Source organism: Streptomyces sp. NPDC002896 (assembly GCF_040295225.1).
Lineage (GTDB): Bacteria > Actinomycetota > Actinomycetes > Streptomycetales > Streptomycetaceae > Streptomyces.
Window position 1 is genome coordinate 343,961 of record NZ_JBEOVA010000009.1, and the last position, 24,343, is coordinate 368,303.

21 protein-coding genes are annotated in these 24,343 nt (G+C 72.2%); 9 read left to right on the plus strand and 12 right to left on the minus strand.

Translation table 11 applies throughout. From position 1 onward, the window contains the following. Nucleotides 1-46 precede the first annotated feature (46 nt). From ABT009_RS19415 to ABT009_RS19435, 5 genes are all read left to right on the plus strand, one after another. Nucleotides 47-3,157: a sensor histidine kinase gene (locus tag ABT009_RS19415; RefSeq protein WP_351295853.1), complete on the plus strand. Its 3,111-nt coding sequence runs from the start codon at nucleotides 47-49 to the stop codon at nucleotides 3,155-3,157. A 77-nt stretch (nucleotides 3,158-3,234) separates the two neighbouring features. After that, entirely contained in the window at nucleotides 3,235-3,720 is a 486-nt protein-coding gene (locus ABT009_RS19420) for a roadblock/LC7 domain-containing protein (RefSeq protein WP_351296041.1), read from the plus strand. Next, nucleotides 3,717-4,115, plus strand: coding sequence for a DUF742 domain-containing protein (locus tag ABT009_RS19425; protein ID WP_351295856.1), 399 nt, complete (start codon nucleotides 3,717-3,719; stop codon nucleotides 4,113-4,115). The genes ABT009_RS19420 and ABT009_RS19425 overlap by 4 nt, the downstream gene beginning before the upstream one ends. Continuing rightward, nucleotides 4,096-4,740, plus strand: coding sequence for a GTP-binding protein (locus ABT009_RS19430; RefSeq protein WP_351295859.1), 645 nt, complete (start codon nucleotides 4,096-4,098; stop codon nucleotides 4,738-4,740). Before ABT009_RS19425 ends, ABT009_RS19430 begins: the two co-directional genes overlap by 20 nt. A gap of 101 nt (nucleotides 4,741-4,841) precedes the next feature. Next, nucleotides 4,842-6,095, plus strand: coding sequence for a styrene monooxygenase/indole monooxygenase family protein (locus ABT009_RS19435; RefSeq protein WP_351295862.1), 1,254 nt, complete (start codon nucleotides 4,842-4,844; stop codon nucleotides 6,093-6,095). A gap of 115 nt (nucleotides 6,096-6,210) precedes the next feature. Here the strand turns inward: ABT009_RS19435 and ABT009_RS19440 are convergent, their stop codons facing one another. The 4 genes from ABT009_RS19440 to ABT009_RS19455 form a co-directional block, all read right to left on the minus strand. Continuing rightward, nucleotides 6,211-7,404, minus strand: coding sequence for a C40 family peptidase (locus ABT009_RS19440; protein WP_351295865.1), 1,194 nt, complete (start codon nucleotides 7,402-7,404; stop codon nucleotides 6,211-6,213). A gap of 204 nt (nucleotides 7,405-7,608) precedes the next feature. Next, complete coding sequence (locus ABT009_RS19445; protein WP_351295868.1) at nucleotides 7,609-7,884, minus strand: DUF8847 domain-containing protein; 276 nt, start codon at nucleotides 7,882-7,884, stop codon at nucleotides 7,609-7,611. Between the two features lie 10 nt (nucleotides 7,885-7,894). Further along, nucleotides 7,895-8,569 (minus strand): TetR/AcrR family transcriptional regulator, encoded by a 675-nt coding sequence (locus tag ABT009_RS19450; protein WP_351295871.1) that lies wholly within the window; start codon nucleotides 8,567-8,569, stop codon nucleotides 7,895-7,897. Between the two features lie 38 nt (nucleotides 8,570-8,607). Then, nucleotides 8,608-9,537, minus strand: coding sequence for an AurF N-oxygenase family protein (locus ABT009_RS19455; RefSeq protein ID WP_351295874.1), 930 nt, complete (start codon nucleotides 9,535-9,537; stop codon nucleotides 8,608-8,610). A 169-nt stretch (nucleotides 9,538-9,706) separates the two neighbouring features. Between ABT009_RS19455 and ABT009_RS19460 the strand changes: the two genes are divergently transcribed. Continuing rightward, nucleotides 9,707-10,813 carry a ferritin-like domain-containing protein gene (locus ABT009_RS19460; RefSeq protein WP_351295877.1) on the plus strand — a complete coding sequence of 369 codons (1,107 nt, stop codon included), beginning with the start codon at nucleotides 9,707-9,709 and terminating at the stop codon, nucleotides 10,811-10,813. A 158-nt stretch (nucleotides 10,814-10,971) separates the two neighbouring features. Next, nucleotides 10,972-13,122: a sensor histidine kinase gene (locus ABT009_RS19465; RefSeq protein ID WP_351295880.1), complete on the plus strand. Its 2,151-nt coding sequence runs from the start codon at nucleotides 10,972-10,974 to the stop codon at nucleotides 13,120-13,122. Between the two features lie 130 nt (nucleotides 13,123-13,252). Here the strand turns inward: ABT009_RS19465 and ABT009_RS19470 are convergent, their stop codons facing one another. The 3 genes from ABT009_RS19470 to ABT009_RS19480 all read right to left on the minus strand — a co-directional run bounded on the left by ABT009_RS19470 (nucleotide 13,253) and on the right by ABT009_RS19480 (nucleotide 16,655). Next, a complete protein-coding gene (locus tag ABT009_RS19470; RefSeq protein ID WP_351295883.1) occupies nucleotides 13,253-14,803 on the minus strand; it encodes a penicillin-binding transpeptidase domain-containing protein in 1,551 nt (516 codons plus the stop codon). Continuing rightward, nucleotides 14,800-16,158, minus strand: a complete 1,359-nt coding sequence (locus tag ABT009_RS19475; protein ID WP_351295886.1) for an FtsW/RodA/SpoVE family cell cycle protein — start codon at nucleotides 16,156-16,158, stop codon at nucleotides 14,800-14,802. The genes ABT009_RS19470 and ABT009_RS19475 overlap by 4 nt, the downstream gene beginning before the upstream one ends. 134 nt (nucleotides 16,159-16,292) lie before the next feature. Beyond that, nucleotides 16,293-16,655, minus strand: coding sequence for an SH3 domain-containing protein (locus tag ABT009_RS19480; protein ID WP_351295889.1), 363 nt, complete (start codon nucleotides 16,653-16,655; stop codon nucleotides 16,293-16,295). A gap of 241 nt (nucleotides 16,656-16,896) precedes the next feature. On the opposite strand from ABT009_RS19480, the gene ABT009_RS19485 reads away from it, so the two are divergent. Beyond that, nucleotides 16,897-17,700, plus strand: coding sequence for a nuclease-related domain-containing protein (locus ABT009_RS19485; protein ID WP_351295892.1), 804 nt, complete (start codon nucleotides 16,897-16,899; stop codon nucleotides 17,698-17,700). Between the two features lie 114 nt (nucleotides 17,701-17,814). Here ABT009_RS19485 and ABT009_RS19490 read toward each other — a convergent pair whose 3' ends face one another. Next, the gene (locus ABT009_RS19490) at nucleotides 17,815-18,738 is read right to left on the minus strand and encodes an ATP-dependent DNA ligase (RefSeq protein WP_351295895.1); all 924 of its coding nucleotides are present in this window, start codon (nucleotides 18,736-18,738) and stop codon (nucleotides 17,815-17,817) included. Then, nucleotides 18,735-19,616, minus strand: a complete 882-nt coding sequence (gene ligD / locus ABT009_RS19495; RefSeq protein WP_351295898.1) for a non-homologous end-joining DNA ligase — start codon at nucleotides 19,614-19,616, stop codon at nucleotides 18,735-18,737. Before ligD ends, ABT009_RS19490 begins: the two co-directional genes overlap by 4 nt. 51 nt (nucleotides 19,617-19,667) lie before the next feature. Here ligD and ku point away from each other — a divergent pair, with 51 nt between their 5' ends. Beyond that, nucleotides 19,668-20,786 (plus strand): non-homologous end joining protein Ku, encoded by a 1,119-nt coding sequence (gene ku, locus ABT009_RS19500; RefSeq protein WP_351295901.1) that lies wholly within the window; start codon nucleotides 19,668-19,670, stop codon nucleotides 20,784-20,786. A 306-nt stretch (nucleotides 20,787-21,092) separates the two neighbouring features. Here ku and ABT009_RS19505 read toward each other — a convergent pair whose 3' ends face one another. The 3 genes from ABT009_RS19505 to ABT009_RS19515 all read right to left on the minus strand — a co-directional run bounded on the left by ABT009_RS19505 (nucleotide 21,093) and on the right by ABT009_RS19515 (nucleotide 24,254). Next, complete coding sequence (locus tag ABT009_RS19505) at nucleotides 21,093-21,758, minus strand: 4'-phosphopantetheinyl transferase family protein (RefSeq protein WP_351295904.1); 666 nt, start codon at nucleotides 21,756-21,758, stop codon at nucleotides 21,093-21,095. A gap of 88 nt (nucleotides 21,759-21,846) precedes the next feature. Next, nucleotides 21,847-23,259 (minus strand): S1 family peptidase, encoded by a 1,413-nt coding sequence (locus tag ABT009_RS19510; protein ID WP_351296044.1) that lies wholly within the window; start codon nucleotides 23,257-23,259, stop codon nucleotides 21,847-21,849. Between the two features lie 152 nt (nucleotides 23,260-23,411). Further along, on the minus strand, nucleotides 23,412-24,254 hold the full coding sequence (locus ABT009_RS19515; RefSeq protein ID WP_351295907.1) for a helix-turn-helix domain-containing protein: 843 nt from the start codon (nucleotides 24,252-24,254) through the stop codon (nucleotides 23,412-23,414). Between the last annotated feature and the right edge of the window lie 89 nt (nucleotides 24,255-24,343).

Sequence of the window (24,343 nt, forward strand, 5' to 3'; positions counted from 1 at the left end):
TTCCGCGGGATCGTCCGGTGCCCCGGGACCGGCGGCCTCGGGAGCCGTGGACCGCCGCCGCCCCGCCCGCGTGCGCAACCGCCTCATCGTCGCCGTCGCCGTCGTCGCCGCCGCGATCGCCGGAGCGGGCGCGCCCGCCGTCGTCGCGGCCTCCGGGCAACTGAACGACTCCCAGCGGCTGGTGACGCTCTCCGAGCAGACGCAGCAGGCTCTCACCCTGGCCCACTCCCTTGCCGACGAACGCGACGAGGTCACCTCCTATATCGCCGGCGGCCGCCCGAAGGGCAAGGGCCTCTCCGAGCAGCGCAGCGCCCGTGTGGACCGGCAGGCCGACGAACTGCGCACCGACGCCCCCGCCGCGCTGCTCCGCGATATCAAGGACATCGCGGCCGTACGGAGAGCAGCGCTCACCGGGAAGAGCACTGCTCTCGAAGCCCATGTGGCGTACTCCGAGGTCATCGCCGAACTGCACGCCCTCGCCGAGGAGCTGGCCGATCAGCTGCCGCCCCGCGCGGGCTCCGGATCGCACGCCCTGGTCGATCTCGACAGCGCCGTCGAGCAGGCGGCGGCCGCCCGCGGGCTCCTGCTCGCCGCCTACGCGGTGCCCCGGAACACCACGACCACCACCACGATCGACCCGGTCACCGGGCTGCCCACCACCGTCACCACCGAGTCGGCCGCCGACGTCAAGGCCCGGAACGAGCTCAGCGCCGCGGCCCAGCAGGCCCGCGTACGGGAGCAGGCCGCCCTCGCCGACTTCCGGGACTCCGCCCCGGCCGCAGACCGCGCCTCGTACGACTCCACGGTCACCGGCTTGGACGTCACCACCGCGGAGAAGTACCTCGCCCGCCTCACCGACCAGCCGACGCTGTCCGCCGGGGACCTCCGCTACAGCAGCAAGAAGCTCGACGCCGCCCTCTCCGCCCGGGTCGACCTCATGCGCGGCGTCGAGGCGTCCCTCAACGCCCAGCGCACCAAGGACCTGGGCCAGCTGCGTGACGACGACGTGACCGCGCTGGAGATCCGAATCGCGCTGGTCGGCGTCTGCCTGCTGGCCGCGGTCGGCGTCTCCATGGCCATGGCACGTACGCTCACGCGCCCGCTCGCCGTCCTGCGTATCGGCTCGGCCCGTGTCGCCGCCGACCCGACCGCGGAGGAACCGGTCCGGTTCACCGGCCGGAACGACGAGTTCGCCCAGGTCGTACGCTCCGTCAACGCGCTGCACGCCCATGCGGCCGGCCTCCACGAGCGCCTCGCCACGTTCGAAGCCGACCGCAAGCACCTCGTCGGGCAGCGGCAGACCATGGCCGACGAGCGCGAGGCGCTGCGGGCCCAGCTCGCCGACGCCAAGTCCGGCCTGGAGCGCATGCGGCAGAGCGTCCACTCCACCTTCGTGAACCTCTCGCTGCGCACGCTCGGCCTCGTCGAACGGCAGCTCGCGATCATCGAGCGGCTGGAGGAGCGCGAGCAGGACCCCGAGCGGCTCTCCACGCTCTTCAAGCTCGACCACCTGGCGACCGTCATGCGCCGCCACAGCGAGAACCTGCTGGTCCTCGCGGGCACCGAGCACGGCCACCACAACCCCGGTCCTGTACCGCTCGTCGACGTCGTCCGCGCCGCGGTCAGCGAGATCGAGCGGTACGAGCGCGTCCGTATCTCCTCGCTGCCGCCGCACGCCCATGTGGCCGGATTCGCCGCGGACGATCTCAGCCACCTCATCGCCGAGCTGCTGGAGAACGCCACGTCGTTCTCGCCGCCCGACGCCTCCGTCGAGGTCTCCGGCTGGCTGCTGGAGAACGGCGAGGTGATGCTCTCCGTCCAGGACGAGGGCATCGGCATGACCGACGAGCGGCTGCAGGAGGTCAACGCCCGGCTGGCCGCGTTCGACCCGGACGTCGACTACGACCAGGACGGCGACGACGGGCTCGGGCTCGGTCTGTACGTGGTGGCGCGGCTGGCCGCGCGGCACGGGCTGCGGGTGCAGCTGCGGGAGCAGAAGCACGGGGGTGTCACGGCCGTCGCCGTGCTGCCCAAGTCCCTGCTCGCGGCCGCGCCCGGGATCTCGGCGCCGACGGCCGCCCCCGTGGTCGGGGGCGCGCCCTCCCTGGCCCTGCCCGGCTCCGAGGCCGAGGCCAACTCGAACGTGCTGCCGGGGCGTCCCGGGCGGGATCCGCTCATCTCCGCGGCGGAGCAGTCGTTGCGGGAGGCCGGGGCGATGGCCGGGGCAACGGCCGAGCAGGGCCGTGGCGAAGGCCAGGGCGACGGCGGCGAAGACGACGCGTCCGGGCCGACCGCCGACGGTGACGCGTCCGTACGGGCCGCCGCCGAGGACGCATACGGACGGGCCGCTGCCGACGCACGGCGTGCCGCCGACGACCGTGACACCCACGAGCGGACCGCCGACGAAGGCGAGGAGCCCGGGGCCGGCGGCCGCCAGTCGCCTGCGGAGCAGCCGGGGGCCGCGTCGCCCGAGAAGGAGCCGCGATCCCCGCTCCGGCCGCCCACCTGGGACCGGGTCACCGACAAGGGGCTGCCCAAGCGGACGCCCAAGGTCGCACCTGCCGCCTCCGTGCCCAAGCCGCGCAGCGGCTCCGTGGACGCCGAAGCGCTGCGCCGCCGCCTCGGCGGCTTCCAGCAGGGCGCGCAGGCCGGCCGACGCGACGTCGAGGCCGAACTCGCCGGCGAGAGCGCCCAGACTCCGGCGCCCACGGCCCACGCGCCGGCGCCGATCAGCGAGTCGCCGCAGCTCCCGACGGTCGAGTTGCCGGAGCAGAGGGCCGCCGAGTCGCGGGAGCGGACGGTCGAGGTGCCCGAGCGGGTGGCCGAGTCGCGGGAGCGGGCGTTCTGGTCGCCGGAGCCGACGGTCGAGGGGCCGGAGAGGGCGGCCTGGTCGCCCGGGCCGACGGGCGAGGCGCCACAGGGGGCGTCCCGATCGCCGCAGTTGCCGACGGCCGAGTCGGCAGAGCCGAGGACACAGGCTGTGCAGCGACTGGCCGAGGGGCCGGAGCGGGCGGCCTGGTCGCTGGAGCCGACGGTCGAGGCGCCCCAGGCGGCGCCCGGATCGGCGCAGCCGGCGTACGGAGCTCCGCAGCCGGGACCCATCGCACGTACTACCGACGAAGCCAAGGGGGACACAGTCGAGGAGGCAAGCAGTTGACTGCGCCCGCGCGTACGCCCAGCACTCCCAGTACGCCCACCACTGACCCTACGGACGGATCCCCGAGCCGGCAGGGACTGAGCCGCGAAGCCCGCAACCTGCAGTGGCTGCTCGCCAACCTCGTCGAGGAGGTGCCAGGGCTGCTGTCCGTCGCCGTCGTGTCCTCCGACGGGCTGCTGCTGCTCTCCTCCGACCCCGGACACCACGCGGAGCAGCCGGCCGCCAGGCCGGAGGGCCCCCGGGGCTCCAGCGCGGACCTCGCCACCATCGTCTCCGGGGTCGGCAGCCTCACCATCGGTGCGGCCAAGGTGATGGGCTTCGGCAACGTCAAGCAGACCATGGTCGCGATGGAGGAGGGCAGCCTCTTCGTCATGTCGATCAGTGACGGCTCCCTGCTCGGCGCGCACGCCAACCCGGACTGCGACATGAGCGTCGTCGCGTACCACATGGCGCTCTTCGTCGGCCGTGCCGGGCATGTGCTCACCCCCGAACTCCGCCGTGAGCTGCGCCAGTCGATGCACAGTGAGCCGATAGGGAGAAAGCCGATGGAGAGCGCCAAGTGACCACGTCGAAGCTGCCGACCAGAGGCGGCGACCGCAAACCGGCCCGGGTACGCCCCTACTCGCTCACCGGTGGCCGCACCCGCTTCGGGCACGTGCTGCTCGTCGAGACGTTCGTGGCCGCACTCGAGGCCCCCGAGGAACGCCTCGAGCTGACCAACGGCTCGTTGTCCACGCGCGTCATGCCGGAGATGCGGGCCATCGTCGAGCTCTGCCGCCGGATGCGCACGGTGGCCGAGATCGCCGCGCTGCTGAAGATGCCGCTCGGCGTGGTCCGCGTACTCCTCAGCGACCTCGCGGACCAGGGAAAGATCCGCGTGTACGGAACAGGCCACGGTCCGGGACAGCCGAACCGCGCGCTGCTGGAAAGGGTGCTGGGTGGACTCCGCCGTCTCTGAACTGCTCCCCTCCGGCCCACTGGGGGCCGGTGACGAACCCGAGGAGCAACTGCAGGCCTGGCAGACCGACCGGACGCGCGCCCCCATCGCCACGAAGATCGTGGTCGCGGGCGGCTTCGGCGTCGGCAAGACCACGCTGGTCACCGCGGTCTCGGAGATCCAGCCCCTCCAGACGGAGGCGCTGATGACCCAGGCCAGCGAGGACACCGACGACCTGGCCGCGACCCCGGACAAGACGACCACCACGGTCGCGATGGACTTCGGCCGCATCACGCTCGACGACGACCTCGTCCTGTACCTCTTCGGTACGCCCGGCCAGCAGCGCTTCTGGTTCATGTGGGACGACCTGGTGCGCGGGGCGATCGGCGCGGTGGTCATCGCCGACACCCGGCGTCTGCCGGACTGCTTCCCGGCGCTCGACTACTTCGAGAGCTGCGGACTGCCGTACGTCGTGGCCGTCAACCACTTCGACGACACGGAGCGGTTCGAGGTCGAGGACGTGCGCGAGGCGCTGACGATACCGCCGCACATACCGGTTCTGATCATGGACGCGCGGCAGCGGATATCCGTGGTCGAGACGCTCCTTGCGCTGGTCGGCCACGCGCTGGACGTCGCCCCCGAATGATCCAGCGCCCAGCCGGCGCCACCACCCGCAGGACCTGACCCCCCACCACGTCCACGGCAGGTCCGGCCTGTTCACCCCCAGTAGGAAGTAGAGACCCCGCCATGCGGAAGATACTCGTCGTCGGAGCCGGCCAGTCCGGGCTCCAGATCGCCCTCGGACTCCAGTCGCACGGGTACGAGGTCACCCTGATGTCCAACCGTACGGCGGACGAGATCCGGTCCGGCCGGGTCATGTCCACGCAGTGCATGTTCCATGCCGCGCTCCAGCACGAGCGTGACCTGCAGCTGAACTTCTGGGAGCCGCAGGCCCCGAAGATCGAGGGCCTCGGCGTCTCCGTCGCCGCCCCCGGCTCCTTCGACCCCGGCCCGTCGCAGCGCGCCATCGACTGGGTCGGCAAGCTCGACGGCTACGCCCAGTCCGTCGACCAGCGCGTGAAGATGGCCGGCTGGATGGAGACGTTCGCGCAGCGGGGCGGCCAGCTGGTCATCCACGGTGCGGCCGTATCGGACCTGGACTACTTCTCCCGCACGTACGACCTGGTGCTCGTCTCGGCGGGCAAGGGCGAGCTCGTGTCGATGTTCGGCCGGGACGCCTCCCGCTCCCCGTACGCGGAGCCGCAGCGCGCCCTCGCCGTCGCCTACGTCCACGGGCTCGGCCCGCGCCCGGAGCACCCCGACTTCGACGCCGTCCGCTGCAACCTGGTGCCCGGCGTCGGCGAGCTCTTCGTGATGCCGACCCTCACCACGTCCGGCCGGGCCGACATCCTCTTCTGGGAGGGCATCCCCGGCGGTCCGCTGGATGCCTTCCAGGGCGTCAAGGACCCGTCCGAGCACCTGTCGCTGACGCTGGAGCTCATGGAGAAGTTCACGCCCTGGGAGTACGCGCGGGCCACCAAGGTCGAGCTGACAGATGCGGGCGGCACGCTGTCCGGGCGGTACGCCCCGACCGTGCGGAACTCGATCGGGCGTCTGCCCGGTGGCGGGGCGGTCCTCGGCGTGGCCGACGTCGTCGTGGCCAACGACCCGATCACCGGTCAGGGCTCCAACTCCGCGTCCAAGTGCGCGGCGTCGTATCTCGCGTCGATCCTCGAGCACGGGGACAAGCCGTTCGACGAGGAGTGGATGCAGGGGGCGTTCGACCGGTACTGGGAGACTGCGCAGCACGTCACTAAGTGGACCAACGCCATGCTCGGCGTGCCGCCGGAGCATGTCCTGAACCTCATCGGTGCGGCGGGGCAGCTTCAGCCTGTGGCTGACCGGTTCGCCAACGGGTTCAACGACCCGGCGGACTTCGAGAACTTCTTCTATGAGCCGGCGAAGACGGAGGCGTACCTCGCTTCGGTGGCGCAGGCGTAGCCTGCCCGTTCCGGTACCCGGGGTTCCCGGTACCGGGCTGTGCCCCGGAAGCTGCGCACAGGTACGACGCGAGGGCGCCGTACGTCGTGGGCACAACCGTGACGGCACGAAGGCCTCACCGCTGTCGCGGCGCCCCCGCCGACCCATACCCCGTGTCCGCCCCCGCCGAAGCCCCCCGAGGCAGCTCCGGCGGGTCGTACGACTTCCGGGCCAGGGCCTTTCGGCCCGGGTCCGGGCGGACGGCGCCCAGGACGGGGTTCGACGCGATGGGGGAGACCTTCACCTTCGCGCCGGGGCGCGGGGCTTGGACGACCAGGCCGTTGCCGAGGTAGATCGCCACATGCGTGGCGTCGCGGAAGTAGATGACGAGGTCCCCGGGCCGGACGTTCCGCAGGGACACCCGCGGCAGTTGCGCCCACTGCTGCTGGCTGGTCCGCGGAATGGCCCGCCCCGCGGAGGCCCACGCCTGCGAGGTCAGCCCCGAGCAGTCGAACGACGAGGGCCCCTCCGCCCCCCACTGGTACGGCTTGCCGATCTGCCGTACGGCGTACCGCAGCGCGGTGGCCCCGCTCCCGGACGGCGTCCGCGAACCGCTCAGCAGCCCGGCCGCGAGGAACTGCTGCTGAGCCCTGGCCGCCTCGGCCTCCTCGGCCCGCCGCAACCTGGCGAGCTGCTCGGCCTTCAGGGAGGCGATCAGCCTTTCGACGTCCCCCAGCCGCTTCCGCACCGTGTCGCGGTCCTTCTTCTGCTGCTCGGCGAGGGTGAGTTGCCTGTCGAGAGCGCCGCGTGCCCGGGTGGCCAGTGTGTCGGCCTGCTTCTCGCCGCGGGCCAGCCGGTCCACGGTGGTGGCGCGTTGCTTCGCCACGCGCTGGATCACATGCCCCTGGTCGAGTGCCTGCTGCGGATCGCGGGCGAGGAGCAGCTGGAGGTACGGGGAGATGTCGCTGCTGCCCTGGTACTGCTGCCGGGCCAGCCGTCCGGCGGCCTCACGGCTGTCGTACAGGTCGAGACGCGCCTTGGCCAGCCGGGTGCCCAGCCTGGTGACCTCGGCGCGCTGCCGTTTCAGTTTCTCGGCGGTCGCGTTGTACGTCTCCGTGGCCTTCTCGGCGTCGCGGTAGAGCCCCTGAAGGTCTTTCAGGAGCTGGGAGACGGTCCGCTCGCCGGGCCCGGGTGAGGTGAGCGCCGCGGTGGCGGACGCCGCCGCGGAACCGGCGGCGGAGGCGGGAGCGCACAGCATGCCCGTGTTGCCGACCGCCAGTGCCGCCGTCGTCGCCCCGGTGCAGACCAGCCGCAGAAGTTTGCCTGACACGTCATCACCTCCGCTTGCGGGGTGGGCAGTCCACCCAGGGTGAGCATGCAACCAGGCAAGGGAGGGAATACCCTATAACTGGGCAATGTGGATCAAATCGGTCATCCCTTCGGTTGCTCCTCCGAGGGGAGCGCCGTGAGCGTGCTTTCCCACCAGGCGAAAATGTGCTCCGGCGCCAGCGCAAGGGACTTGGCGGCGGTCGCGTCAGCCCTGACCCGGCTTGGACCAGGGCCACCGCAGCCCGCGGCCGGCCTTCCCCTCCGGATCGAACTCGTACCGCCACCCCCGGTGCAGCGACAGCGCCCGGCCGCCGGTCTCCACCGGGACCCGGCGGTAGACGAGCACGGTCGGCGGGCCGCCGGCGGCGTCCGGCACCGGCACCCGGTACACCTTCGGTGGGTGGCCGGTGATCCCGAGCAGCACCGGCAGGACGCGGCCGTCCAGCGGCCCGCCCACGAAGGAGGTGTTCTCGCTCTTCACGGCACCAGTGTCACAAACCCGGGCCGTCGGCGGCCTCCCGCGCCAGCACGTCCCGCAGCACGTCGGCGGTCCCGGGGTCCCGCCCCGCGGTCACCGTGAGCACCGCGACGAACTGCTCGACGAGCCAGTCCCGCAGCTCCTCCTGCGGCGGCTGCTTGTCCTCGTCCAGCCAGATCAGCGACGCGGCCTCGACCGCGGTGATCCACACCCGTACGGTCATCCGCAGTCGCGCCCCCGGCTCGGTCACCCCGAGGTGGGACAGGACCTGCTCGGCTGCGGCCCTGCGCACGCCGTCGACGATGGCGGTCGTACGCGAGGTCTCCACGACGCTGCCGCCCTGCAGCAGGGCGCTGAACCCTGCGTCGTGCTCGTCCACGAAGCCGAGGTAGCGGTCCAGCGCGCGGGAGAGCCGCTGCGTCAGCGGGCCGTCCGGCGGCTCGTTGAAGCACTCCTGCAGGGCGTCAGCGGCCGACCGCAGCGCGGCCTCGTACAGCTGCTGCTTGCCGCCGGGGAAGTAGCGGTAGACGAGCGGGCGCGACACGCCCGCCGTCTCGGCGACGTCGTCGAGCGAGACGTCCTCGGGCGCGCGGTGCGCGAAGAGGGACAGCGCGGCGTCGATGAGCTGGCTGCGCCGCTCCTCCACGCTGAGCCGTCGGTACGCACGGGTGCCGGCTGCCGAGGTCATGGCCGGAAGCCTAACGTCCGCCCGCAGCCGGCCGCCCGTCAGCCCAGCAGCCCCGACGACCGCCACATCCTGCGGCCCACGCCCCGCAGCACCCCGATGTCGTCCAGGAAGTCCGTCAGCCGCCGGGCGCCGGTCTGCATCACCTCGCGCCGATGCGCGCTGGCCCGGACCTGGGCCACGGCCTGGCGCTTGTCGAGGCCGACGTTGGTGTACACCTCCGGGTTGACGAAGGCGACCGAGAAGACCCGGGCGAACTCACCGGACGTGATCCTCGTGAACTCCTGCGACCAGCGCGGTGCCGTCATCATCTGACGGCGCAACTCCTCGCGCGCGTACCGGACGTGGCGCGCCTCCTCCACGACGTGGATGCGCGTGACCCCGCGGATCAGCGGCTGGATGCGCTCGTCGGGGAACGTCAGCCGCTGCATCCAGTCGAGGATCTCCTCGCCGAGCAGCGTGGCCGTGAAGGAGCCGGGGGTGGTCGAGATGGTCTTGAACACCCGGCCCAGGTTGTTGTGCGCGCGGCTCACGGGGTAGTGAGGGGTGCCGGAGCGGCTGATCAGGCGCGCGAACATCTTCGAGTGCCGGCACTCGTCCTCGATCTCGGTGAGGGCGTACCGCACGTGCGCGCTCGTCGCCGCCTTGTCGTAGATGTGCCGTACGAGCAGCTGCATCAGGATGATCTCGAACCAGATGCCGAGCGAGGCCAGCGCCGCCGCCTCGTGCTGGGAGAGCAGGATCCGCTGCTCCTCGCTCATCCGCTTCCACAGCGGTGTGTCGTACAGCGACACCAGCTCCGGCGGCCAGAACCACTTGCCCTCCTCGAAGGGCGCGTCCCAGTCGAGCTCCTTGTCCGGGTCGAAGGAGTGCCGGGCGGACGACTCGAGCAGCCGTTTCGCCACCTGCTCCCGGTCCTTCAGCACGCCGAGCGCGTCGCGCAGCACCTCGGCCTCCGTCGCCGTCGTCATGGCTGTCCCCACCTCGTCGTAAGGGTTTTCCGCGCCGCAGCGCGGAGGTTACCGGCGGTCGCGTCTTATGAGACTGGCTGTCAGTAAGGTCGTCAATCCCTTGCGCAGGACTTGTTGACTGGACGTCTACTTGTTGACCGGGTCACTGTGAGGTGTGAGCCTGCTGTGTATGTCGACGCAGCAGCTCTACACCAGCGACCCGGGCGAACCGAACTGGGTGGTCCCGGCGTCCGGCGCCGCCCGCTTCAGCTGGGAGTACGACGACGGACGCGACCGGCTCCTCGCTCTCTACCAGAAGGGCAAGGACAAGCAGTGGGACGGCCAGACGCGGATCGACTGGGACCTGGAGGTCGACCCGCACGACCCGCTCGGCACTCCCGACGAGGCGATGACCCTCTACGGGACCCCCCACTGGGCGAAGATGACCGACAAGGACAAGGGCGAGCTGCGGCAGCACTACGCGGCCTGGCAGTTCAGCCAGTTCCTGCACGGCGAGCAGGGCGCCATGGTCTGCGCCGCCCGCATCGTCGAGTCCGTCCCCGACCTGGACGCGAAGTTCTACTCCGCGACGCAGACCATGGACGAGGCCCGGCACGCCGAGATCTACGGCCGGTTCCTGCACGAGAAGATCGGCATGCTCTACCCGATCAACGACAACCTGCAGTCGCTCCTCGGCGACACCCTGCGCGACTCCCGCTGGGACATGCCGTACCTGGGCATGCAGGTGCTGATCGAGGGCCTCGCCCTGGCCGCGTTCGGCATGATCCGCGACACCACCGACAAGCCGCTGCCCAAGCAGATCCTCGCCTACGTCATGCAGGACGAGGCCCGGCACGTGGCCTTCGGCCGGATGGCGCTGCGCGACTACTACAAGCAGCTCACCGACGCCGAACTCCGCGAACGCGAGGAGTTCGTCATCGAGGGCTGCTACCTGATGCGCGACCGGCTGCGCGGCGTCGAGGTCCTGGAGAACTTCGGGATCCCGAAGGCGGAGGCCGAGGCATACAGCGAGCAGTCCGAGTTCCTGCACCTCTTCCGCCAGTTGCTCTTCAGCCGCATCGTCCCGTGCGTCAAGGACATCGGCCTGTGGGGGAAGCGCCTGCAGGAGGCCTACGTCGACATGGGCGTCTTCGAGATGGGCGACTCGAACCTCGACCTGCTGATGGCGCAGGACGAGGAGATCGCGGAGAAACTGGACGCGGAGCGCTTCGCGGCGGAGGAGGCCGAGCGCGTGGCGGAGGTCCAGGGCGCGATCGACGCGGGGGCCGCCACCTGACGGATGCGGCGCTCCGGTGGCCACCGGTTCATCGGATTCGCACAGCGCGCTCGAACCTGTCCTCACCGCCGGGGAGTCGATCGGGTGAGTACCTGGGAACCGACGTCTTACGGCCGGGAAACCGCATCCTCGCCGGGCAGGCCCTAGCGTCGCGCGGCATGACGGGGAACACATCCCACCACAGGCAGATGCCCGCCGGGCGGACGACCACCGCCCGGCTCCTCCGACTCGTACCCTCCTTGGCCGGCGCGGGAAACGGCCCCGGCTCCGGCTCCGGATCCCGCTCCCCCTTCGGCCCCGGCCGTCGGTTCCGGTCCCTGCCGGGCTGGCGCAGTATCCGCGGCCGTGTCGCCGTCGTACTGGCCGTGCCGACCTGTCTGCTGCTCTCCCTCACGGGGCTCGGTGTCGCCGACCGGGCGGCCGACTGGGCCGCCGCCCGTGACACCGTGGACCAGGTCGGTCTCCTCGTGCAGGCCCAGGACCTGGTACGTGAGCTGCAGCGCGAACGCGGCCTGACCAACGGGCTGTTGGGCGGGGCGGGTAAGTACCGAGACGACGTCGACGCGCAGCGCGTGCGTACCGATGACGTCCTCGCCGAAGTGGAAGCAGTGCTCCACGAGCAGAGCAGTGATCACACCACCGCGGCCACCACCGCTCTCGAGGACGCCCTGACGCCGCTGGACAGCCTCGGCACCACGCGCGACGAGGTCGACGCGGGTTCCGCGGACCGCGCCCGCACCCTGGCCTTCTACACCACGGCGGTCACCGCGCTCATCGACGGCGGGTCCGCGCACACGCCCGCGGGCGACCGCCGTGTCACCGACGGTATCCAGGCGCTCCAGGCGCTGGCCCGCGCCACCGAGGCCGTCGCCCTCGAACGCGGCTCCCTCAACGGCGTCTTCGCCGCCGGCCGCTTCCGTACCGGCGAATACCTCGACTTCACCGAGATCCGCGCGACCCGTGTCGCCGCCCTCGACCAGTACGCCGAACTCGCCACGCCCGGACAGGAGGCCGCGCTCGACGCCGCGTTCGACACGGCGGCCGCGCGTCGCGCCACGGCCTATGAGAAGCGGGCCGAGGGCGGCGCGTGGGGGTCCCCCCGCTCGAGCGAAGCCGAGAGTGGGGGAGGGTCGGCGCTCTCCGTCGACCCGTCCGCGTGGTGGAACACGATGACCACCCTCGTCGACGACCTCCACGGCGCCCAGCGGAAGGTCGGCGACGACGTGCGCGCCCATGCCGCCGACGCCGGGTCCACCGCCACACGCCAGCTCGGCGGGTTCCTCGCGCTCGGGGCGCTGATCCTCGCCGTGGCCACCGCCCTCGCCGTCCTCGCCGCCCGCTCCATCACCCGTCCCCTGAGCGCCCTCGCCGACCAGGCGGACGCGGTCGCCCGCAACCGGCTGCCCGCGGCCGTCCGGCGGATCCAGGAGGCCGGTCCCGACGACGCAGACGAACCGGTCGCCCCTCGGACGAAGGAGGACGCCGAGGTGCCCGGCAGCGCACGCGAGATCACGCGCCTCGCGGCCGCCCTGCGCAACGTGGAGCGCACCGCCGTGGGCCTGGCGGGCGAGCAGGCCGTGCTGCGCCGCAACACCACCGAGTCGCTGGCCAGCCTCGGCCGCCGCAACCAGGCGCTGCTCGGCCGCCAGCTCGGCCTGATCACCACCCTGGAGAGCCAGGAGCTGGACCCCGACGCCCTCGCCGAACTCTTCGAACTCGACCATCTCGCCACCCGTATGCGCCGCAACGCCGAGTCGCTGCTCGTGCTGGCCGGCGCGGAGAACCCGCCCCGCTCCTGGCCGGGCACGGTCACCATGTCGGAGGTGGTGCAGTCGGCGGTCGCCGAGGTCGAGCAGTACCAGCGGGTGGAGGTCCCGGACCTGGAGCAGTCCCGCGTCCGCGGCCACGCCGTCGCCGAGCTCTCCCACCTGCTGGCCGAACTCGTCGAGAACGCCCTGGTGTTCAGCCCGCCCACGCGGCCCGTGGAGATCTACGGCTGGCGGGACGCGGGCGAGTACTGCCTCGCGATCGTCGACCACGGCATCGGCATGAGCGACGAGCAGCTGGCCCGCGCGAACGCGCGGCTGTCCGGCCGTGAGTCGTTCCTGATCACGCCCGCCGGTGCCGCCGCTCGGGCAGGCGGCACCCTCGGCCACTACGTCGTAGGCAGACTCGCCGCCCGGCTGGGCGCCCACGTCGAACTCCGCCGCTCCCAGGGGCCGGGCACGACGGCATACGTGGCTCTGCCCACCGCGATCGTCCAGCGCCCGGACCAGCAGCCGGCCGCGTCGGCGCCGGCACCGGGGTGAGCTGGGGGCTTCGCCCCGGACGGGCTGGATTTGCCAGCCCGTCCGGCGATTGAGGACCGGGGTCCAGGGGCGGAGCCCCTTGTTACGGGAAGTGGCGGGATGGGGGACTCGGCGTCTACGGGCCGTCGGCTCAGTGGCGGCGGGCCGCCCAGCGGTTGCCCTGTGGGGTGTCCGGGGACGGCTTCTCCGGAGTGTCGCGACGAGGGTCGGAGGGGCGCGTGGCCGGGAGGTTCAGGACCGCCTCCATCACCGCCTTCGCGATCGGTGCCGCGGATCCGCCGCCGCTGATCTCCGCTCTGTCGGCCGCCGCGTCCTCCACGACGACGGCGACCGCCACGGCGGGCTCCCGTGCACCGTCGGCCTGTGCCCAGGAGATGAACCAGGCGTACGGGGTGCCGGTGTTGCCGACGCCGTGTTGCGCGGTGCCGGTCTTGCCGCCGACCGTCGCGCCGGGGATCGCCGCGTTCGAGCCCGTGCCCTCCTCGACGGCGTCCGTCATGAGCTCGCGCAGCTGCATCGCGGTGGACTGCGACATCGCCTGACGCAGCGTCCGCACACCCGCTGTCCGCACCGTGGAGCCGTTGTCGGTGGTCGTCCGGTCCACCAGGCGGGGCGACTTGACCGAGCCGCCGTTCGCGACCGCGGCCGCGACCATCGCCATCTGCAGCGGTGTCGCCCGTGTGTCGAACTGGCCGACGGAGGACAGGGCGAGCTGCGCGCCGTCCATCCTGGTGTCGAAGTTGCTCGCCGAGACCGGGAGCGGGATCGTCAGCCGGGTGTCGTTGAAGCCGAGCCGCTGCGCCATGTCCTTCATGGGGTCGAGGCCGGTCTCCACGCCGAGCTTGGCGAAGACCGTGTTGCACGACCACTCGAAGGCGTACCGCACGGACGCGTCCTCGCAGCCGTCCACCTCGTTGCTCAGGCGCGACTCGCTGCCGGGCAGCGTGTACGGGTCGGGGGAGTCGGTCGGCCTGTCCACGTCCGCGACCACGCCCTCCTCCAGTGCCGCCGCCGCGGTGACCACCTTGAACGTCGAGCCGGGCGGATACGTCTGGTGGATGGCCCGGTTCAGCAGCGGCTTCTCCGGGTCGGCGTTCAGCTGCGTCCAGGCATCCTTGACCGAGTTGCCGTTGCCCGAGAGCCGGCCCGGGTCGTACGACGGTGTGGACACCAGCGCCAGGATCCGGCCGGTGGCCGGCTCGATCGCGGCGACCGCGCCCTTCCGGCTGCCGAGCCCCCGGTACGCGGCCTCCTGGGCCGCCGCGTTGATCGTCGTGACGACCCGGCCGCCCGGACTGCGGTCGCGCGTGAGGTCGTTCCACCCGGGAACCGGCCCGAGCAGGGGATCGGTGCCGGCGAGGACCTCGTCCTCGGTGTTCTCCAGCAGCGACGTGCCGTACGCCTGCGAGGCGAAGCCGGTCACCGGCGCGTACAACGGGCCGTTCTTGTACCGGCGTTCGAAGCGGAGCTGCTCGCCGGTGTCCTCCGAGGCCGTGACGGGCGACCCGCCAACGAGGATGTCGCCGCGCGCCTGGGCGTAACGGGCGATCGCCTGACGGCGGTTGGCGGGATTGCCGTCGTACGTCCCGGCCTGGAAGACCTGGATGCGGGTGGCGTTCACAAGCAGCGCGACCAGCAGCAGGGCGCACACGATCGCCGCGCGGCGGATACAGCTCGTCACGGCGGTGCCGTCCCGTCGTACTGGCTGCGCGCCGAGTCGCTGATACGGATCAGCAGCGCCACGATGATCCAGTTGGTGACGAGCGACGAGCCGCCCTGTGCGAGGAACGGCATGGCCATACCGGTCAGCGGGATCAGCCCCGTCACGCCGCCCGTGATCACGAACACCTGGAGCGCCACGATCGAGGCGAGACCCATGGAGAGCAGTCGGCCGAAGGGCTCGCGCAGGGCGAGCCCGGCGCGGAAGCCGCGCTCCACCAGCAGCCCGTAGAGCAGGATGATCGCGGACAGGCCGGTGAGGCCCAGCTCCTCGCCGGCCGTGGCGAGGATGAAGTCCGACTTCGCGGCGAACCCGATGAGGATCGAGTGGCCGAGGCCGAGACCGGTGCCGAGCATCCCGCCCGCGGAGAACGCGAACAGCGACTGCGCGAGCTGGCTCGGTCCCTGGCCCGCTTCGATGGAGGCGAAGGGGTGCAGCCAGTCCTCGATCCGGCTGTGCACATGCGGTTCGAGGCCGCCCACGGCGAACGCGCCGAGCGCCGCGAGGAGCAGGCCCACCGCGACCCATCCGGTGCGGCCCGTGGCGACGTACAGCAGGATCACGAAGAGCCCGAAGAACAGCATCGACGTGCCCAAGTCCCGCTCCACGACGAGCACGCCGACGCTGAACAGCCAGATCGCGACGATCGGCCCGAGCACCCGCCCTGTGGGCAGCTGCAGCTTCCAGATGCGGCGGCCGGTGTACGCGAGGGCGTGGCGGTTGGCCGCCAGATAGCTGGCGAAGAACACGGCGAGCAGCACCTTCGCGAACTCGCCCGGCTGGATGGAGAACCCGCCGAGCCGGATCCAGATCTTCGCCCCGTTCACCGCGGGGAAGAAGATCGGCGCCATCAGCAGGAGCAGCGCCCCGGCCACCGACAGATACGCATAGCGCTGCAGTACCCGGTGGTCGCGCACGAGGACGACGACCGCGATGAACAGGCCCACGCCGAGCGTCGACCAGACCAGCTGCGTGGGCGCGGCCCGGTCCGCCGGGGTCTCCAGGTCGAGGCGGTAGATCAGGACCAGGCCGATGCCGTTGAGCAGCACGGCGATCGGCAGCAGCAGCGGATCGGCGTACGGGGCGCGGAAGCGGACCGCGAGATGGGCGAGGAGCGCGAGCGCCCCGAGCCCGGCCCCGTAACCGACGGCGCCGGGCGGGACGGAACCGCTCTTGGCGAGCCCGACGGCGCAGTAGCCGTACACGGGCAGCAGGACGGCGAGGGCGAGCAGGCCGAGTTCGGTGCCGCGGCGCCGGGGGAGGCGGACAGCGGGTACCGCGGCGGGGGCGACGGTGTCCGCTGTCGTTCCGGTCATGGCGGGAACGTAGCAAGCGGTGCGCCTGATGTCCCGTTATGTCGTGATAATCGGGCTGTTCTGGTGGTTCATTGGCGGGAGGGTGCCGCGTTCCCATCGCGCGGCTCGCCAACATGTGCGTCGCTGTCGGCCCGTCAGCACCAGCGCGGAGCCTTCCCGACGTTCTCGATATAGCGGGCCGCGCCCCACGCCCAGGTGCCGTCGGTGAGCAGGTACCACCGGTCGTTGCCGTCGACCTCTTCGCTTGCCGTCTTGCAGAAGATCGAGACGGTCGCGCCGTAGGGCTCGATGCGCAGGACGCGGCCGCCGCGGGTCGGGGAGTCGCGGAGCAGGAGCCCGGTGCGGGCGATGACCCGGCCCTTGTACGTCCCGTATGCCCCGGCGGCCGGGGCGTCGTCACCGCCCGTGGCGAGGGCGGGCGTACCGGCGGCGAGGGCGGAGAGTGCTGCGCCGGCGGCGACTATGGCGAGCCGGGCGGCGGTGGACCGGGCGGACATGGGACCTCCGTGGGGGGCTGGGGAACGCGGCGCATCCAGACGATCGCCGATCAATCGCCACACTAGGAGCGGCCTTTCGTTTGCGCAGGTCACAGTGCGCCATCGGGGCCGGGCGGCTGTCGTCCGGCAGGTCGCCGGTGATGCGGACTGGGGAGCGAGCCGGTCGCGTACGGCCCCGGTCCCGCTCCGGCTTCTTGCCCCCGGAGCGCCCGCCTGTTCCCATGGTCATGGGGTGATGGCCATGAGCGGACTGCGTGTCGTACCGATCTGGACGCACGGCCAGGAGCGGCTCCACGTCCTCCTCCCGGACGGCAGGAACATCGCCTGGTACGACCGTGAGGCGGCCCGGGTCAACCTGCTGAGCGAGGACCGGAGAGAGGACGTGCTGGGTGTTCTCGGCCCCTTTCTGACCGGCCGGGTCAGCGTGGGCCCGCCGCCCGTGCCGACGCCCGCCGACATCGCCCGTCTCACCCTCCACCCGGACGACGACCTCGCCCCGAACCGCCCCGGCGAGGCCCTGCTGATATCCCTCGACCGCGATCCCGCGCCCGCGCGGCGGCTGCGCCCCGATCCGCGGCGCCGGGCGCTCGCCGCGGAACAGGCCGTGGGCGAGGTGCTGGACGGCCTCGAGGGTGCGGGCTGGCGCACCCTCCACTCGGTTCCGCTCCCTGGTGGGGACCGTATCCACCATCTGGTGATCGGGCCCGGTGGGCTCTTCGCGCTGCACACGGTGTACGCGCGCAAGCAGCGGCTGCGTGTCGCCGATCCCGTCGTCGTGGTGGGCCGGGGGGAGCCGCGGCCGCTGCTGCGGCAGGTGCGCAGCGATGCGAGCCGCGCGTCGTTCGCGCTCACCGCCGAGGTGCGGGGCGTTCTGGTGGTGGCCGGGCCTGCGGATGTCGACGTTGCGGGGGTGCCGCGGGAGGTTCGTGTCCTGCAGGACACGGAGCTGGCGGGGCTGGGGCGGACGGGGGGAGTGCTGAAGCCGGCGGATGTGGAGGCGCTCCACGCGATGGCGCGCGACCGCCACACGTGGCTTCGGGTGTGAATTTCCCCCACCCCGCCCCTTCCCGTAACCAGGAGGCTCCGCCCCCTGGACCCCCGAGATCGCCCTTCGGGCTCGTCCTCAAACGCCGGACGGGCTGAAATTTCAGCCGTCGATTCAGCGGAACCGTTCCACCGCCACCACCGCCACCGCGTGCCGCGTGGTGTCCTGCCGCACCTCCACCGTCAGTTGCGGCTCCGCCGGCAGCACCCGGTACGTCACGTCACCGATCCCGGTCGCGGTCGCCGTGCCCTCGCCCACCGGTTCCGGCAGGAAGCCCGCCGCGGCGGTCCGCACCCCCGCGGACAGCGGCGACGAGACGACCGGTGCCCCGTCCCCGGGCAGCGCCAGGACCAGGGCCCCCGGGCGCGTCCGGGGGCCGGTGAACCCGACGACCACCGCGTCGCGCGTATCGCTGTGCCGCAGCTTCAGCCACGCGCGCGTGCCGCCCCGGTAACCCTGGTCGACCCGCTTGATCACGAGCCCCTCCACGCCGCAGTCCACCAGCGTCTCGTACCAGGTCAGCGCCGTTGCCCGGTCCGTCGTCACCGGTACGGGCTGCAGAGGCGGCCCCAGCGGCTCCAGCAGCCGTACGAGCCGCTCGCGCCGCCGTGCGTACGGCGCCGGGCGCAGGTCGGCGCCCCCCTCTGCGAGGAGGTCGAAGGCCGCGTACGAGGCGGGGAGCGTGCGTGCCAGCGCGGCGGCACGCGCGCGTGTGGCGGCCGCCCGCTTCTGGACCGCCGCGAAGTCGACGCAGCCCTCCGACCAGACCACGACCTCCCCGTCCAGCACGGTGCCCGCCGGCAGCCGCTCCGCCGCCTTCGCCAGATCCGGGAAGGCGCTGGTGACGATGCGTCCGGAGCGCGCCTGCAGGGTCACCCCGCCTCCGGTGCGGAAGACGACGAGGCGGTGCCCGTCGAACTTCGGCTCGTACGCCCACCCCGCGCCCTCCGGCAGCACCGTGACCGACTCGGCGAGCGCAACCCGCACCGGCGGGGTCACGGCGGCGGAACGCGACCGGGGCGTCACGCGGGGCGTCACGGCAGCGGCCTCGCGTGGGCGGGGTCGAGCAGCGGGTCCAGCAGATCCCCGTACCGGTCCAGGCGGGGGGCGATGTCCGTGGCCAGGAACGCCAGCCGCGCGGGATCCGTGCACTCCGCGACCTCGTCCCAGGTGACGGGCGCGGACACGGTCGGCTCCGCCCGGGCCCGCAGCGTGTACGGCGTCGCGGTGGTCTTCGCGGCCGCGTTCTGGCTGAAGTCGACGAAGACCTTGCCGGGTCTGAGGCTCCGCTTCATACGGTGCGTGACCAGCTCCGGCATCTCCCGCTCGGCCTGTACGGCGAGCTGCTTCGCGTAGGTCGTGACCTGCTCGGACGGCGTCGGCTCCAGGTGCGCGAGCAGATGCAGCCCCTTGGCCCCGGAGGTCTTCGCGTACGCCTCGATCCCGTCGGCGGCCAGCCGCTCGCGCAGCCAGAGCGCGACCCGGCAGCACTCCACGATGGTCGCGGGCTCCCCCGGGTCGAGATCGAGGACGAGGCGGTCCGCGATGCCCGGCGCGTCGGCCTGCCACTGCGGCGTGTGGAACTCGGTGACGAGGTTCGCCGCCCACATCAGCGTGGCCAGGTCCTGGACCACGATCTGCCGCGCGGACCCGTCCGAGTGCGGCACATCGGCGGTCCTGACCCAGCTGGGCGTACCCGGCGGCACGTTCTTGGCGAAGAACTGCTGGCCGTCGGGTCCGTCGGGGAAGCGCAGGAAGGACAGCGGCCGGTTGGCGAGATGGCCCAGCAGGGCGTCGGCCGTGGTCGCGTAGTAGTGCAGCAGCTCGCCCTTGGTGAAGCCGCTAGCCGGATACAGGACCTTGTCAAGGTTGCTGAGCGCCAGCCGCCGCCCCTCCACCTCCGTGATGGGCGTCATACGATGAGAATCGCATGAAATGACATGAAACCGACCTAAAAGGTGCTTAACGTGCGATCGATTTGGAACGGAGCCATCTCCTTCGGGCTGGTCAGTATCCCGATCAAGCTCGTGAACGCCACCGAGAGCCACTCCGTGGCCTTCCGCCAGATCCACAACGAGGACGGAGGCCGGATCCGCTACCGCAAGGTGTGCGAACTGGAGGAAAAGGAGGTGACCCAGGCCGAGATCGGCAAGGGGTACGAGGACGCGGACGGATCCATCATCCCGATCACCGAGGAGGACCTCGCCTCGCTGCCGATCCCGACGGCGAAGACGATCGAGATCGTCGCCTTCATCCCGGCCGAGCGCATCGACCCCCTCCAGATGGACGCGGCGTACTACCTCGTCGCGAACGGCGTACCCGCCGCCAAGCCGTACACGCTGCTGCGTGAGGCGCTCAAGCGCAGCCAGAGAGTCGCCATCGCCAAGTTCGCGCTCAGGGGCCGGGAGCGGCTCGGCATGCTGCGCGTCGTCGGCGACGCGATTGCCATGCACGGGCTGCTGTGGCCGGACGAGATCCGCGCCGCCGAGGACGCCGCGCCGACCACGCATGTGACGGTGCGCGACGCGGAGCTGGACCTTGCCGACGCCCTCATGGACACGCTCGGCGAGGTCGACCTCTCCATGCTGCACGACGACTACCGCGAGGCCGTCGAGGAGCTCATCGCCTCCAAGATCTCGGGCGCCCCGCTCGAGCGCGAGCCCGTGGCGGAGGAGCGGCCGGGCAAGGTCATCGACCTCATGGCGGCCCTGGAGAACTCCGTGCGTGCCGCTCAGGCCGCGCGTGGCGAAGAGGCCGCGGAGGCCGCCGGAGGCGGCGGAGAGGGCGAGGCCGAGGTGAAGCCGCTGCCCGCCCGCAGGGCGCGGCGGTCCGCGCCTGCCGCGCCCAAGGAGGTCAGCGGCAAGAAGTCGACGGCCACGAAGAAGGCCACGGCGGCGAAGAAGACGGCGGAGAAGAAGGCGAGGTCGACTGCGTCGGCTTCGTCGTCATCGTCGGCGGCCAAGAAGAGCGGCGCCGCCGCCTCGAAGTCGGGCACCAAGGCCAAGGCGGGGGCCGGGGCCCGGGGCGGGGCAGCGGCCGGGGCGGCGGCCAAGAAGACGGCTTCACGTCGGCGGACGTCGGCGTGAAGCCTCCGGCTGGTGGCGTGGTTCGCCACCCGCCGGTGGGTGGCTTGGGGCGTAAGCGTCTGCGGGCCGTCGTCGGCTGGTGCGCCACCTGCCGGTGGCTGGGTCGGGGCCGCGCCGGGATGTACGTCCTCGGTCTGGCGCCGAACCGTACGAAACCTGCGTGACGTCACGGAGGAGGCATGCACTGTTGTGGGCAGGCGTTCCTCAGGGCTGGGGGCACCTCCCAGCCCGTAGCTGGGGGAGGGTGGCCACAACCCACGACGGCGGGTACGTCACGTACGGCGTGTGCACCGTCCGGCGGGGCGCTCAGCGCGCTGCAGGGATCACCACAGCCGTGAGCGCCAGACCATCCCGTACGAGCCACTGCCCCTCGAACTCCTCCTGCGCCCCCGGCACCGGCCGCAGCAGGCGCGCGCTGAACACCCCGCGCGTCGCCGCTCCGGCGGCGGGCCGGAACGCCAGGTCGGCATCGCGGAAGCCGAGATCGACGCCGGTCACCGGGTACCACGCCTTGAACACGCTTTCTTTCGCGCTGAACAGCAGCCGGTCCCAGTGAATGCCGCCGTCCCGCCGGTCCCGGGCCACCCGCGCCTGCTCGGAGGGCAGCGCGATGACGTCGAGGACGCCCTCGGGCAGCGGCCCGTGCGGTTCGGCGTCTATGCCGAGCGCCCGGATGTCCTCGGCCCGGGCGACGGCCGCCGCCCGGTAGCCGTCGCAGTGCGTCATGCTGCCCACCACTCCGTCCGGCCACTGCGGCTCGCCGCGCGGTCCGCGGAGCACCGGAACCGGCGGCAGCCCGAGGTCGGCCATGGCCAGCCGCGCGCAGACCCGTACGGTCCGGAACTCGTTGCGCCGCTTGGCCACCGCCTTCTTCAGCAGCGACTCCTCCTGCGGGAAGAGCGCACCGGCCTCGGGGTGGTCGGTGCGGGTCTCCGAAGAGTGCACCGCATGCGGCAGCAACTCGCCGATCACGACGGGCTCTCGGCTGTTCCGGTCACTTCCGCCCCCGTCATCCGTGCAGGTCGTGGATGCGTCGCACCCTAGCGAAGGCGTACCAAGGTCAGCCCCAGTTCTGGGAGTAGGAGGAGCGGAAGCGGCGGCGGTCCTGGCTCGTGCGGATCCAGTGGGTGGCGAGCAGGGCCAGCAGGCTCACCGCGATGACCGCCAATCCCGGCGCCAGCGTGCGGGAGTTCACGATCTCGCTCAGCGAGGCCGGTCCGCCTGCGCTTCCCTGGGCCCCTGGTGAACCCGTCAGTCCCGGTGACTCCGGCACGGCCGGCGGCACGGCCGCGGCGCCTGCCGGTGATTGCCCGCGGGCGGCCGCCGTGTCGTCGTCCCCGGCACCGGTCCCGGACGCGGGATCTGCGAGCTTCACCCCGAGGGCCTCCAGCGCCTTGGTGGCGGGCTGGAAGAAGGTGGTGCCCCCGGAGCGGCAGTCGCCGTTGCCTCCGGAGGTCACTCCGAGCGCAAGGCCCTGTGCGATGAGCGGGCCGCCGCTGTCCCCGGGCTCGGCGCAGACGTCCGTCTCGATGAGCCCGGTGACCGTGCCCTCGGGGTAGTTCACCGTCGCGTTCAACGCGGTCACCTTCCCGGAGTGCAGCCCCGTCGTGCTGCCGCTGCGGAACACCTGCTGGCCGACGCCCGGATCGGCTGCGCCGATGATGCGTACGGCCCGGCCCCCGCCGATGTCCACGACGCCGGGCCCGCCGCGGGTGCCGCTCCCGGCGGTCTCGTACCGCACGAGCGAGAAGTCGCTGCCGGGAAACGTGCCGGCGACGGTGGTGCCGACCGGGGCGGCGCCCTGGCCGTCCTGGAACCAGGTGGTGCCCACGGGCCCGCAGTGCCCGGCCGTGAGGACGAAGTCGTCCCGGCCGTCGGTCACGTTGAAGCCCGCCGAGCAGCGGCCGTTGGCGGCGAAGATCGGGGCGGCACCGTTCACCCTGGTCGTGAAGGCGCCGCGGGTCCGTTCCGTCTCCACGTAGCCGCCGATGCCCTTCGCGATCCCGGAGAGCCGCGACCAGCCGGCCGCCGAGACGGTGCTGTCGGCGTGCACCACCACCTTGTTGGACGCATAGTCGAGCGCCCACGCGGTGCCGGGCACCCGGGGCGCCGCGCTGAGCGTCTCGGTCGCCGAGCGGAGCCGGTCCATGCTGTGGGCCACGACCTTGGCGCGCGCCCCCGCCCGCCGCACCTCGTCCGCCGCCTCCGTGTCCGTGACGGCCACGACGGGCCGCCCGTCGGAACCGATCCAGCTGCCCGCGGTACGGGACGTACCGAGCCGCGAGACCATACGCGTGCCCAGCGCTGAGGGGTCGGACGACGCCGAGGCCCCGGAGACGCCGGCCGGGGCGGCCGTCGTCCGCCCGGAGTTCTCGCTCGCCATGGCACTCGACACCATCACGCCGCCGCAGACCAGCCCGCAGGCGGCCGCCAGCCGCGCCAGCCGGTGGACCCTCCGCCGTACGTGCCTCATCCGCGGCCCCCAAGCGTCGTCCGTCATCCGTCGTCCGGCACGGCGTGGACCGCGCGGGGGCCACGGGAGTGTGACCCGCCTCCAGTACGTGCCGGTCGCCGATCCGGTTCACCGCGGCCGCCGGGCACGCGACACGTACGGGCGTCGGGTCGTCAGATCCCGGCGTCGACGGGGGCGGGGACGGCGGCGGCCGGGGTCGCGGGGCGCGGGAGGTGCCGCGGCAGGCAGACGATGAGCCGCAGACCGCCCGGCAGATCCGTCGAGGTGATGAGGGCGGGGCTCTCCCCGTGCTGCGGGTGGCGGACCCGGCGCAGCGAGAAGCCCGGGCCCAGGCTGGCTCGTTCGTCGCGCCAGAGCCGTTCCGCGACCGGGTGCTCCATGATGCGCGAGACGAGGGCGTCCAGCGCGGCCTCACCGCGGCACATCGTGTAGACGATCTGCAGCCGGGCGATGGCGAGACGGCGGGCGTCGGCGATGTCCGCGATCCGTGCGGCGGCCGTGCCGGTGAACAGCCAGAGCAGGGCGTTGCGGTCGTGCGGCTCGATCGTGCCGGGGTCCTCGAACCAGTCGGCCACGGCCTCGTTGGTGGCCAGCACGTTCCATGCGTGGTCGGTCAGGACCGCCGGGTTGGGTTCGGCGGCTTCGAGCGCGGCGAGGTGGCAGGGGTCGGGTACGGGTTTGCGGTGGCTGAGGGTCGGAGGGACGACGCGGGCGGCCAGGCAGAACAGATCGGTGCGTTCCTCGGGGCTGAGGCGCAGGGCGGTCGCGACGTCGGAGAGGAGCCCGGGGTCGACCTCGCTGAGCTCGCCGTTCTCCAGCGCGCTGTACCAGCGGAGGGTGGTCCCCGACAGGAATGCCACCTGTTCCTGCTCGAGGCCCCTGTCGTGACGCGTCGTCTGCTGCGGCAGCCCGACGTCCTTGGGTGTGAGCCGGGACCGCTGCTTGATCAACAGGCGGCTGAGGTTGCGGCGGCGTACGTCATCGCTCTGTTGCATCGGTGCCTCCCGCGGCAAGTGGGGGGTCGGTCGGCGGGCAGGCGGTCACGAATGTGGACCCGCTGACTTCCGATGATGATCCGCGAGGT